We start from the raw sequence: 12,842 nt of genomic DNA, 5'->3' as shown, positions 1-12,842 counted from the left end.
AGTGCAAAAGCGGATGGTTTTGATAATCATGCTTCTATTGTTACTTGTGAGTGGACAAGTCAATGCTGGCAAATTAGCCATTGTGATTGATGATATTGGTTATCGTAAAACGGAAGACAATCAGGTATTAGCTTTGCCGGTGGCACTTTCGATTGCCATTTTACCAGACTCCCCTTATGGCAGAGAAATGGCCGAAAAAGCTTATCAACAAGGGCGAGAAATTTTAATTCACATGCCGATGAAGCCGATTAGCCATCAACCACTGGAAAAAAATACCTTAACGCCTGAGATGAGTGCCAGTGAAATAGAGCAGCATATCGCTGCTGCGATTAAGCGAGTGCCTCACGCCAAAGGTATGAATAATCATATGGGCAGTGCGATGACGGCTGATTTAGCGGCTATGATAAATGTTATGCGCGTGCTTTCGCATTATGATCTCTATTTTCTCGATAGTGTGACGATAGCAAACACTAGGGTCAATGAAGCGGCTAAAGTTTTTACGTTGCCAACCTTACGTCGCAACGTTTTTTTAGATGATATAAAAGCAGAAGTACAAATTCGTAAACAGTTTGCCCATGCCATTTCATTTGCCCGTAAGCATGGTAGCAGTATTGTTATTGGTCACCCTTATCCTGCTACCATTGATGTGTTACAACAAACATTATTTAAGTTACCTGATGATATTGAACTAGTGGCGGTTAGTACTCTACTTAACAATAACATAAAAGATAAATTGGCAAGTCAAACGGTTAGACAAAATCCAGAGAAAGTTCCGGTGCGACCCTTGGCATTGCCGAAAGTTGTCAGCGGTTACTGCGAAATATCACCAGTCACAAAAGCATTATCGGGTATTGATTTAATGATATATTTTGTCGATGCGATGTATCGTGATCCTGACTTAAAAAAACTATTTACTGAACAGAGAAAGCCACTGTTTGGCAAAATGTTTCACCATATTAATATGATAACAACTGACCACTAAGTCATATTACTATATTCGAATGAAAAAACTTGTCATAATACTTTTTTTTCATCTCTTTAATAAATAAGTAAAAATTGTATTTATACGCTTTTTGAGACAAAAACTATGCCGGTACAAATAAATGCTAAACCGATTATTCTAATAAAATTTACATTTTCTTTTAAAAAGAAATATCCTATGCAAGCAGTTATAATATAGCCAATTGAGAGTAGTGGGTATGCAAGACTTACTTCAACTTTTGCAAGAACTGCCATCCACAAACCGATGCTTAATACATAGCATAATAATGCAGATACGAACCAGTAGTTTAATGCTAAAGATAGCGAAAAGTTAAAAAATCCAAGGAAATTTGTTGGAATAGCATTTATTGTTAGCATTGTTTTTTTCAAAAAAATTTGAGCTAAAGCGTTAAGACAAACACTTGTTAATGCTATTGTAAATATGAATATATTCATAGTTAATTTTTCTTCTGTAGAGTCTATTCCTTTTGGAAATAGATTTTATTTATAGGCATTTTATAGTGGATGTTTTTTATTATTTAAACAATTATATAGTAGTTTTTGTGGTTCCTCATTATATTTCATGAGATATTGTTTTCTACTAAAAGAGTAACCTCCAGCTGTTACAGGGGTGTTGAAGATTGTTTTAATCGCATATTCATTAATATTACTACCGAATTCTTTTAAGATTTCAGCTGATAGACTCCTTGGACCATTTGGTTCGAACAAAATCCATGCTTTTGCTAATTTTTCACAAGATGTATTTCTTAATATAAGAGAAGCAAATATATTACTTCCTGCATATCCACCTATCAGCCAAGGTTGACCAATACTTTTTGCCTTTAAAAGATAAATAATTGTAGGAGATTGTCCTGTTAAATCAATAATATAATCTCCTTCCTTTAAGCCTGATTTTTTCGCTTGATATTCAGCTGTTTTAATGTATTCACAGACATTACTTCCTAGTTTTAAAATATTATTATTTATTAAATTACATGTATAATTATTAGTTTTTATAGCTGGTTGCCTATAAGGGCGTTCAGATATATATTGATTTAACAGCATAAAGGTAATTAATTGAGTAAAAAAAGAAAAAAATAACATTAAATTATTTTTATCTTTTTCAACTGAATTTAATATAAGGATACTTGCTAATATCCAAAAGTATGAATATAAAGATTGAGTTTGCCAATAATTACCATCTGTTCCTATAGTACAAACATAAGGCATTGATAGCATAATTATAACTAAAGATAAATTTTCCCAATTAATATTAATCTTGTTAAAATAGAGTAAAATAATACTAATAATACAGCTAATAGGGGTAAATATAAGAATTAATCTATCTGAAAAAATATTTATATAATTATTTGGAGATAAAATACAAAATAATAATATAGAAAGCCCAGTTATAAAAAAAATATAGAGTATATATTTATGTAACAAATTTTTTATTAATAAATAAAAAAATATAACCTCAAATATAATTATGAAAAAAATATAATTAATATTTAATGGGGGAAAAGTATCAAATCTAAATAGGTTAGCAAAAGTATGACCATTAGCCAGAGAAAATTGTAGCTTAATACTTTCTATTATACGATCAGAAAATGAGATTATTGAACCATCTATTAAATAACACGATAATAAAAGTAATATTATTGCAGTGCATATGGATATAACTGTATGAAGAGTAAATAATTTTTTAATAAAAAATAGATAAACGACAAAAATAATAGCAAGTAACATTGCGGAGCTCGGTTTTCCCATAAAGCATAACCAACCGCCGACTCCTATAAAAATTGCACCAATGATTTTTTCATATCGATTATCACTTTCTATTTTTACTATTTTTAATAGACCAATAAGAGATAGGATTACACTTTGAAATGTTAATATATTATAATTAGGAGTTAAAATGCCAATGGAAAAAAATAAAAGAGAAGTACAAGCAATAGCAATATTTAACACGAAGGGCTTTTCGTTCACTATATTGATTTTTTTTATTAAGAAAAAGGCCAATGAAAATGTTAGTAGTACGTTAAAAATTCTTAGTAAAACAATATTTTCATTAAAGAGTACATAGAAAGGATGATAAATAAATCCAAATAAAGTAATTGGTAAATTAAATGTATATTCATATGGGTAAGCTATATAATTTAAATAAGCACCTTCATCAGAAAAATCAAGTCCATATTTAGCATAATGTAAAAACCAAAAAATCGTTAGCACAGAAAAAAATAAATTGATAAAAATCAGTATATTATTATTTTTATTTATGAAGTTAGGTTTCACACCTATCATTCTATTTCTCCGTGTTATTTTAGAAAAAACATAGTTAAAAAAGATAGCCATTTTTTCTATCATTTTATATGTATTTATACTTCTATTCTTGTTTGTGTTGCTTATTTGTATAGTCTACATTGCTTATAGATTATGAAGTATATTTGATTATTATTACATTTGGTACATTAAAATTTTCTAATTTTTGTTAATTAATTCATAATGATAGCATCAAAAATTTTTGAAAATAAATGATAATGCCAATTGAGACTATATCACGAAAAGTGAAATTGGAAAAGAATCACTCATAAATAGGGTAAGTAATGGCTATCCTATTCTATATAACAATAGAATAAGAGATTATTTGTTACTGAAAGAATCAGTCTTTACTAAGGAATTAAATAATAATAAGAGAGAACATGGTGCAAGTATGTTTATTGCTTTTAAATGTGTCGTAATAAGTTACTGTGGTTAACGTGGGATAAATGTTATTATCACCTAATATAAGCAACAATGATCTCGATTGAGTAGAGGTAAATCCAATGATCATAGTCACGGGTGGGGCTGGTTTTATTGGCAGCAACATTGTTAAAGCACTGAATGATATAGGGCGTAGCGACATTCTGGTGGTCGATAATCTTAAAAATGGCGCTAAATTTGTTAATTTAGTCGATTTAGATATTGCAGATTATATCGACAAAGAAGATTTTATTGCCAGTATAATGGCTGGTGATAATATTGGTGAAGTTGACGCAGTTTTTCATGAAGGCGCTTGTTCATCTACCACTGAGTGGAATGGTCAGTATATGATGAATAATAACTATGAATATTCGAAAGAGTTACTTCATTACTGTATTGAACGAGATATTGCGTTTTTGTATGCTTCTTCGGCTGCAACTTATGGTGGGCGCAGTGATCATTTTATTGAAGAGCGGCAATATGAAAAACCATTAAATGTATATGGTTATTCCAAGTTTTTATTTGATCAATATGTTCGTGGGCTTTTACCACAAATTACTTCACAAGTTTGTGGCTTCCGTTATTTTAATGTTTATGGTCCGCGTGAGGGGCATAAGGGGAGCATGGCCAGTGTCGCTTTCCATTTAAATAGCCAAATCAATCAAGGGCAAAGGCCAAAACTTTTTGCCGGTAGTGAAAAATTCAAACGTGATTTTATTCATGTCAGTGATGTTGCTGCGGTTAATTTATGGTGTTGGCAAAATAAAATCTCCGGCATATTTAACTGCGGTACCGGTAAGGCGGACTCTTTTCAGGCGGTAGCTGATGCGGTAATCGCTTTTTATCAGGAAAAAAAACTGGCAGTGGAATATATTGCCTTTCCTGATAAATTGAAAGGTTGTTATCAGGCATTTACCGAAGCAGATCTCACCAAATTACGTGCTACGGGTTACGATAAACCGTTCAAAACTGTGGCGGAAGGGGTTGCTGACTATATGCAATGGTTAAATTGCAATGATTAAATGGAAATAGTATGAAGATACTGGTAGTTGGCCCGTCATGGGTGGGCGATATGATGATGTCGCAGAGTCTTTACCGTACTTTGAAGACCCTACACCCAGACGCAGAAATTGATGTTATGGCACCTGATTGGTGTCGGCCACTATTAAACAAAATGCCTGAAGTCAGGCAGGCCATATCGATGCCTTTGGGCCATGGTCGTTTAGCTATCAGTGTACGTCGCCAGCTTGGTATTCATTTACGTACTCAGAGTTATGATCAAGCCTATATTTTACCCAACTCTTTTAAATCTGCGCTGGTGCCTTTTTTTGCCAAAATACCAATACGGACAGGATGGCGCGGTGAGATGCGTTATTGGTTGCTGAATGATATTCGCCTATTAGATAAAGCCGCTTTTCCACAAATGGTTCAGCGTTATGTGGCTTTAGCTTATCAAAAAGGCACTGTTAACAACGCCGATGAGATCCCCAAGCCTATTTTATGGCCGCAACTTGCGGTGACAGAAACAGAGATTGTCCAGAGTAAACGCATTTTTCATATTCCAGAACAGTTACCGATTATCGGTTTTTGTCCAGGTGCAGAATTTGGCCCAGCTAAACGCTGGCCAGCTTATCATTATGCTGAGTTGGCGCAATTATTATTTGCTGCCCATGGTTATCAAATTTTAATCTTTGGCTCGCAAAAAGATAGTCGTATCGGTGAAGATATTCGACAGTCACTTTCTGCAGATTGTCGGCAGCATTGTTTTAATTTGGCAGGTAAAACAACCCTTGAGCAGGCAGTTAATCTACTGGCATCTTGTCGAGCTGTGGTGACCAATGATTCCGGGTTAATGCATATTGCGGCAGCATTAAATCGGCCTTTGGTAGCACTTTATGGGCCAAGTAGTCCTGATTTTACGCCACCATTGTCAAATCGAGTAGAAATTATCCGTTTAATATCCGGTTATCATAAGGTGAGGAAAGGTAGCGCAGAAAGTGGCTATCATCAAAGTTTGATTGATATAAAACCCGAATGCGTGTTCACCGCATTAACTCAGTTATTGGCGGAGAGCCAATAGCCATGAAAGTGTTGATTGTTAAAACCTCATCGATGGGTGATGTATTGCATACTTTACCTGCACTGACTGATGCAGTTATGCGCTATCCTGATATTCAGTTTGATTGGGTTGTTGAAGAAAATTTTGTCGAAATTCCACGCTGGCATCATGCTGTTAAGCGAGTTATTCCGGTAGCTATTCGACGCTGGCGAAAAAGCTGGTTGGCAAAATCTGTCAGGCAGCAAAGAGCCGTTTTTCGTGCCCAATTGCAACAGCAAGAATATGATGCTGTGATCGATGCACAAGGATTATTGAAAAGTGCTTTTTTGATCACACGGTTAGCTAGTGGTGTAAGTCATGGTTATGATTGGAAAAGTGCTCGCGAGCCTATAGCAAGCCTATTTTATGATTGTCGCTATAGTGTCAATAAACAGCTGCATGCGGTTGAACGTATCCGACAATTATTTGCTGATAGTTTACATTATAGTAAACCGACTATTGTCGGTGATTATGGTATTGCAGCCTATTTTTCGCCCTCGGCTTTGGCAAAAGAAAACGATCCTTATATTATTTTTTTCCATGCCACCACACGTGATGAGAAACATTGGCCTGAGTCCCATTGGCGACAATTGATCACCGCTGTAGCAGCTAAAGGCTTAACAGTTAAATTACCGTGGGGAACCAATCTGGAACATCAACGTGCCCTGAGGCTGGCTGCTGGTTTTAAGCATGTTGAGGTATTGCCTAAACTGTCATTAGACAAATTAGCTCAACAAATTGTCGCAGCCAAAGCAGTCGTCTCTGTTGATACAGGATTAAGCCATTTAACCGCTGCACTGAGCAAACCGAATATTACCCTCTATGGCCCTACCGATCCGGGATTAATTGGCGGTTATGGTGAAGCACAACAAGCAATTGTTTCAGCTGATGGCAATATGGCGACAATTAAACCGCATGAAATCTACCAACGATTAGTTTTAATAATAGACAATAAATAGTGAAAATTTTTATCTATCTATTTGTTGACAGATAAGGCACAACCGAGCAAGGCAATTTACTCAGTTAAACTTAAGTTAGCTTTAGTAAAACTGTCAGGTTGATACAAATATAGGTATCAATTTTGTGACAATGAAAATTTTTTTCCTATTTCATTGTCACTCTATTTTTAATGATAATTTTTTTCTGGCGCAATAAATCCCAAGCACATTGATTGCGGATCAGCGTTTGGTTCTGATTGGTAAATAATGGCTTCTTTTTTAATGGTAAATTGTGGCCAATGTTTTGACATCCGAGTAAAATTTTCTTGGCTGCAATCTTTACCTTTTCGACCTAATAATAAAGCACCATGTTTTTTAATTGTTTCTGCCGTAATATCGCGATAATAAACATTCGGTGGCTGATCTTCACTGCTATCCCAAGGCTGGATAGTGTGTGGCCTATCAGAAGCATAGATAATAAACCATTGATAAAGGTTATCTTCGCCACCAACATATTTTAATGGTTGACCATATTTTTGCCGCCAGCGCTGTTGTCCTTCTGCCGTGAGTGCTTTAATACCGATCATTTTCTGGCCAGCGCCACGGATATTATAATTTAATACCAGGCAGTAACCTAAAAAGATCAGGCCGCCAATGATAATTAAACCAAAAAATGTCTTTCGTAGTGATTTCTTGGGCGAAATGGAGATAGAGCCAATAAATAATGGCGCCGCAATCATCATAAATGGTTGTAACCATTCGGTCATCCGCCCTCCATCATGAAACAAAAACCAACCAAAAATTACGGCCAAGGGAAGGAGTAAAATAAAATTAACTAATTGATTGGGTTGCTCTTTAGGCCAGCCTATTTTACCACCTAATAGATAGAGAATTATGGTAGCAATAACTAACGGGTAGAAAACAGATAATGTTGAGCTGACCACATGCAGGTTAAAGCCTTGTTCGATCTGTGAATCAACCCATTTAAAGGCAGAAAAATCATTTTCTAATAGCCAGAACAAATTAGGCAAGATCAATGCAAACCAAAGTGCAATTGCAATATAAAAAAGGGGTTGTTGATAACTTTTGCGCACCTTAGGCACGAAAAGGGTTAATAAAAAAACAGTGCCAACCAGGGCCAATGTTGAATACTTCCCCATGGTTGCCAAGCCAGATACCAGTGCAAAAGCAAGCCACCATTTAGGATGATCATAAACAGCACGCAGGAAGAAGAGTAGCACCCAGGGCCATAGAGTGACCAAAATATAGTTATCATTATAAGGAATGATATCAAAATTAATGATGCCTGATAAATTTAGTATCAATAATGCAAACCAAGCCAATTCAATTTTGTGACTGAGGCGGTAAGCCAGTTGCCATACCCCTATCATACCAATGGCTATACCAACAAAGTGAATAAAATACCAATAAAAACTGTAGGAGAGGTTTAAGTAGATGGCGGGCCACATAACGGCACCAACAAACCAAGGGTTTTTGGGGGAGCCCCATTCACCGTTCATTCCCCAGTTAACTGCTTCAACAGCATCGTAAGGTACGGTTGGATCTAAAAAATAACTTCCACAAATCCATAAAATTGCATAAATCGATACCCACAGATAGAGCAATATTTTTGAATTTGAGCTAGATAAAGGCATATTATTTTTCATCGTTAGTTATAAAATTGGAGGGTAAGGATCCCATTTATTTGAATTAAACTAGTAACACTATAATGAAGAAAAGACAAAATATGTAGTATTTGTTAAGTTATATTGTTTAGTGAATTATCATAAGTGCTATTTCGCTATGGGTTTTAGCGATATTCAATAATATTCGTATTTAGTGGGTTACTGGTGGCAGGTAGGGTTCCAGTAGCTTTAGTAATTTTTGCAATGCCCCTTGATTCTCATGTAAAACTTCTGCTGCTTGACGACCATGGTATAGACGATAATCTTCATCTTTAAGCAAATGGGAAACAGTAACGGTTAAGGATTTACTATCATTAACTGTAATAAGACCATCGGCTTGTTTTAGTTTGGTACAAATATCTTTGAAATTGAAAGTATAAGGCCCCATTAAAACAGGCAGGGCATGTGCGGCTGCTTCTAAAGGATTATGCCCGCCTTTTTCAACTAAACTGCCGCCGACAAAGGCCAGATCAGCAATACCATAGAGTAGCATCAGTTCACCCATGGTATCACCAATAATAACTTGAGTATCCGTATTTGGAACGCGATTTTCACTACGGCAAATATAGCGTAGTTTAGCTTTTTGGGTTAACGCTTTTGCTAGTGCAAAGCGTTCCGGGTGGCGAGGAACAAGGATCAGCAATAAGTCGGGAAATTGTTTTAATAGTTTAGTATGAGCCTGTAAAATAATTGACTCTTCTCCTTCATGGGTACTGGTAGCAATCCAAACCGGGCGGTGCGGAGCCCATTGTCGACGTAATGTTATGGCTTTTACAGCCAATTCAGGGGTGACAGAAATATCAAACTTTAGACTACCTGTAACATTCAATTTTTTTCTTGCTAAACCCAATTTAATAAAACGTTCGCCATCTTCTTGGTTTTGTGCTGCGATTAAGGTAATTTTTTGCAATAACTTTTTGATAAAATAACCTAATTTTTGATAACGTGCCGCTGATCGTTCAGACAGACGGGCGTTAGCAATAACTAATGGGATTTTACGTTGTCTTAATTGAATAATAAGATTTGGCCAAAGTTCTGTTTCCATAATTATGGTTAATTTAGGATCCGCATGATTAAGGAAACGGCGTACAGATCCTGCCAAATCGTAGGGTAAATAGACATGTTGAACATCATCACCAAATGCAGATAAAACACGCTCCGAACCCGTTGGGGTCATGGTAGTAACGGTAATTGGTAGTGTTGGATAGTGATGGCGCAATGCTCTAACTAACGGAACCGCGGCTAAGGTTTCGCCTACTGAAACAGAATGTAATAATATACCGCCGGGAATTACCTTACCATTACAAAAACCATATCGTTCACCCCAACGTTTGCGATAAGCGGGAGATTTGTGACTACGCCACAATAAACGTAACCAAATAATAGGTTGAATAAGGTAAATAAGTATTTGATATAGACGTAATAACATTCTATCACATTGACTGGTTGAGATTAGCACTATAGTAGCATATTGCACATAAGAAAGTGCAATGAATATCTATTTAAATAGCGTTTTTATTCATCATTAAAGATAAAATTTTTTAATATTTTGTCCGTTAATTAAAATTAAACTAGTGATTAACTAAAAATATGATAGTAATTATCATTTATTTTCAAAAGATAATAAATTGTAGCTATTCTTATCAATGATAGAGATTTATTTTGTCAACATAATTGTTCAATATGCTTAAACAATACGATAATATGTGTTCAGTTGTTCGTTATTAGTGAAAATAACTTTATGAAAAAAAAAGCAATTTACCCTGGTACTTTTGATCCTATAACTTACGGCCACTTGGATATTATAGAGCGCGCTGCCTTAATATTTGAACAGCTAATATTGGCTATTGCTGATAGTTCGCGTAAAAATCCGATGTTTACCCTCGATGAACGTATTTTGTTTGCTAAAGAACAGACAAAACATTTAACTAACGTTGAAGTAATCGGGTTTTGTGGGCTCACGGTAAATTTTGCGCAAAAACACCAGGCTAATATTTTGATTAGAGGTGTGCGAACCGTGTCAGATTTTGAATATGAATGTCAGTTGGCTAATATGAATAGTCATCTAATGGCTGATCTAGAAACCATCTTTTTATTACCTTCTCCGAAGTTGTCGTTTGTTTCTTCTTCTTTGATTAAAGATGTTGCCCGCCATGGCGGTGATATTTCATCTTTTATACCAGAACCAATAGCTAAAGCAATGTTGCAAAAAATTGAACAATAAAAACGAGTTATACTTCAGTTTATTTTTGGCAACTATGACAGAAAAAAGTACTGCGTTGGCCTAGTTTTATTGATTCAATCAGTTGACCGCAATGGGTACAAGCTTGATCTTTTTTACCATAAACAAACAGTTGTTGAGCAAAATAACCCGGTTTGCCATCTGACTGTAAAAAATCTTTCAATGTTGTTCCACCCTGTTCTATTGAACGTTGAAGAACTTGTTTAATTTGAATAACTAAATTGCTGATCTCTTTTTTTGTTAATGAATGTGCAGCTCTGGTTGGCAGAATTTTGGCAGCAAATAGTGCCTCATTAGCATAAATATTGCCTACACCGACGACGACTTTATTATCCATTAACCAAGGTTTGATGGCGGTTTTTTTATTTTTTGCTCGTTGATAAAGATAATCGGCGCTAAAATCGATAGAAAGCGGTTCCGGCCCTAGATGGGAAAGTACAGAGCAATTAGCCAGGTCATTAGTCCATAACCAGGCACCAAAACGTCTGGGATCGGTATAACGCAATATTTTGCCATCGGCTAGAATCAAGTCGATATGATCGTGTTTTTCGGCTAATTGTTGCTTGGTTAAGATGCGTATACTACCTGACATACCCAAGTGAATGATTATCCAACCATGCTGGAGCTGAATGAGTAAATATTTAGCGCGCCGTTTAACACTGATCACTGATTCATTGGCGATATGTACAATTTCTGTCGCTACCGGCCAGCGTAATTTACTATTGCGTACTATGCTATATTGTATTTTATTACCAACCAAGTAGGGTTCAATTCCACGTCGGCTGGTTTCAACTTCAGGTAGTTCTGGCATAGATCCCTTAATTATGTAACTAGTCGTTAATGTTAATATATACTACTGTATCTTGTGTTGGTTAGTCGATAGAATAGAATGCATTAATATGTTATCAGGAGTGCAAATGAAGAAGGTTATCTCTATAATTAATAAACGATTTAATTACCAATCTTATTGGAATTTAGGGATAGTCTTTTTTTTTATTGCTATTTATTTTCTTGATGGTGTTACTCGTTATAAACATGCCTTAGCTGGATTAATTTATCTTACTGCGATTGTCTATTTAATTAAAGATAGAAAGCGTGTTTTCAGTATATTTAAGAATAATTTATTTTTATCCTTAGTGTTTTTTGTTTTGGCAATGCTTTGTTCATTAATTATCTCTAAAGATGTTAGCATTTCATTAAAAGCTATTAATAAAGGTGTTGTAGAAAAGTTATTTTTTACTGCAATAGCTATTGCGATAGTACTCTATCTAGAAAAGAAAGAGCACATAACTAAGCTATTAATTTTCTCTTTAATTTTTTCTATTTTACCGTTAGCCATTAAGGAAATTTTGCAATATATTGATGAATATCATCAAGGTATCATGCCTTTATCAGCATTTGAACATCGATATATTTCTGATTGGTTAATATTTATTGCACCCGCTTTGTTTGCTTTGTGGTTATATAAAGGTGTAAAAAATAAGATCTTATTTTTCTTTCTTTCGGTTATTTTTCTCGCAATAACAATCGGTACATTACAGCGAGGTACATGGTTATCTATTGCAGTAATATTTATTATCTGGTGTGTAGTAAAAAAAGAAATTAAATTGCCGGTTATTGCTGTTATTGCTGTTATTGCTGTTATTGCTTGTAGTATCTTATTGTCAGGTTTAGCAGCAGTTAATCAAGGGCAGTTTGATAACTTATTTTACAAATTAGAACAGACTAATAGTAGTCATCGATATGGTAATGGTACTCAGGATTCAGCATTAGATTTGATTAAAGAGAATCCAATAACCGGTTATGGCTATGGCGAACAGTTATTTTATAAAATTTATAATGAAAGGGTAATTGATTATCCTGACTGGGTTTTTAAACAATCGATTGGGCCTCATAATACAGTTTTGTCAATTTGGTTTGCCGCTGGAATATTTGGACTAATTGCTACCCTCTATCTTTTTGTTTCAATTTTTATCTATTTATTTAATGGATATCGTAATAATACGGTAAAAGATGGTTTTTTGATCCTGATGTTGATATTTATCGGTGATATGATCGTTAGAGGTTTGTTTGAAACTGTAAATGTTTCAAATATGGCTATCATAATAGGAATAGCATTAGCACTGAATAGCGATAAAAAATTGATTAATTAGCTA

At 34.9% G+C, this 12,842-nt stretch carries 11 protein-coding genes; 6 read left to right on the top strand and 5 right to left on the bottom strand.

What is annotated here, in order from left to right; genetic code table 11:
- The first annotated feature begins 1 nt into the window (after position 1).
- Positions 2-982, top strand: a complete 981-nt coding sequence (locus tag WH390_RS08990; protein ID WP_406850560.1) for a divergent polysaccharide deacetylase family protein — start codon at positions 2-4, stop codon at positions 980-982.
- 80 nt (positions 983-1,062) lie between these two features.
- Here the strand turns inward: WH390_RS08990 and WH390_RS08985 are convergent, their stop codons facing one another.
- Both WH390_RS08985 and WH390_RS08980 read right to left on the bottom strand, forming a co-directional pair.
- Positions 1,063-1,437: an SMR family transporter gene (locus WH390_RS08985; RefSeq protein ID WP_032115788.1), complete on the bottom strand. Its 375-nt coding sequence runs from the start codon at positions 1,435-1,437 to the stop codon at positions 1,063-1,065.
- A 60-nt stretch (positions 1,438-1,497) separates the two neighbouring features.
- On the bottom strand, positions 1,498-3,285 hold the full coding sequence (locus WH390_RS08980; RefSeq protein WP_032115789.1) for a hypothetical protein: 1,788 nt from the start codon (positions 3,283-3,285) through the stop codon (positions 1,498-1,500).
- Between the two features lie 521 nt (positions 3,286-3,806).
- Here WH390_RS08980 and rfaD point away from each other — a divergent pair.
- From rfaD to rfaC, 3 genes are read left to right on the top strand one after another with little or no spacing between them, the layout of a single operon-like run.
- On the top strand, positions 3,807-4,745 hold the full coding sequence (gene rfaD / locus WH390_RS08975) for an ADP-glyceromanno-heptose 6-epimerase (RefSeq protein WP_032115790.1): 939 nt from the start codon (positions 3,807-3,809) through the stop codon (positions 4,743-4,745).
- 11 nt (positions 4,746-4,756) lie between these two features.
- Complete coding sequence (gene rfaF / locus WH390_RS08970; protein WP_032115791.1) at positions 4,757-5,803, top strand: ADP-heptose--LPS heptosyltransferase RfaF; 1,047 nt, start codon at positions 4,757-4,759, stop codon at positions 5,801-5,803.
- A gap of 2 nt (positions 5,804-5,805) precedes the next feature.
- Complete coding sequence (gene rfaC / locus WH390_RS08965) at positions 5,806-6,780, top strand: lipopolysaccharide heptosyltransferase RfaC (RefSeq protein ID WP_032115792.1); 975 nt, start codon at positions 5,806-5,808, stop codon at positions 6,778-6,780.
- Between the two features lie 167 nt (positions 6,781-6,947).
- Here the strand turns inward: rfaC and WH390_RS08960 are convergent, their stop codons facing one another.
- Positions 6,948-8,414, bottom strand: a complete 1,467-nt coding sequence (locus tag WH390_RS08960; protein WP_032115851.1) for a glycosyltransferase family 39 protein — start codon at positions 8,412-8,414, stop codon at positions 6,948-6,950.
- Between the two features lie 181 nt (positions 8,415-8,595).
- Complete coding sequence (waaA, locus tag WH390_RS08955; protein ID WP_032115793.1) at positions 8,596-9,873, bottom strand: lipid IV(A) 3-deoxy-D-manno-octulosonic acid transferase; 1,278 nt, start codon at positions 9,871-9,873, stop codon at positions 8,596-8,598.
- 312 nt (positions 9,874-10,185) lie between these two features.
- On the opposite strand from waaA, the gene coaD reads away from it, so the two are divergent.
- Positions 10,186-10,668, top strand: coding sequence for a pantetheine-phosphate adenylyltransferase (gene coaD, locus WH390_RS08950; protein ID WP_032115794.1), 483 nt, complete (start codon positions 10,186-10,188; stop codon positions 10,666-10,668).
- 19 nt (positions 10,669-10,687) lie between these two features.
- Here coaD and mutM read toward each other — a convergent pair whose 3' ends face one another.
- Positions 10,688-11,497, bottom strand: a complete 810-nt coding sequence (gene mutM / locus WH390_RS08945; RefSeq protein WP_032115795.1) for a bifunctional DNA-formamidopyrimidine glycosylase/DNA-(apurinic or apyrimidinic site) lyase — start codon at positions 11,495-11,497, stop codon at positions 10,688-10,690.
- A gap of 106 nt (positions 11,498-11,603) precedes the next feature.
- Here mutM and rfaL point away from each other — a divergent pair, with 106 nt between their 5' ends.
- The gene (gene rfaL, locus WH390_RS08940; protein WP_032115796.1) at positions 11,604-12,839 is read left to right on the top strand and encodes an O-antigen ligase RfaL; all 1,236 of its coding nucleotides are present in this window, start codon (positions 11,604-11,606) and stop codon (positions 12,837-12,839) included.
- The last annotated feature ends 3 nt before the right edge of the window (positions 12,840-12,842 follow it).

It is taken from the genome of Candidatus Arsenophonus nilaparvatae (genome assembly GCF_045346035.1).
Taxonomy (GTDB): domain Bacteria; phylum Pseudomonadota; class Gammaproteobacteria; order Enterobacterales; family Enterobacteriaceae; genus Arsenophonus; species Arsenophonus nilaparvatae.
This window is presented reverse-complemented; position numbering and strand designations above follow the sequence as displayed.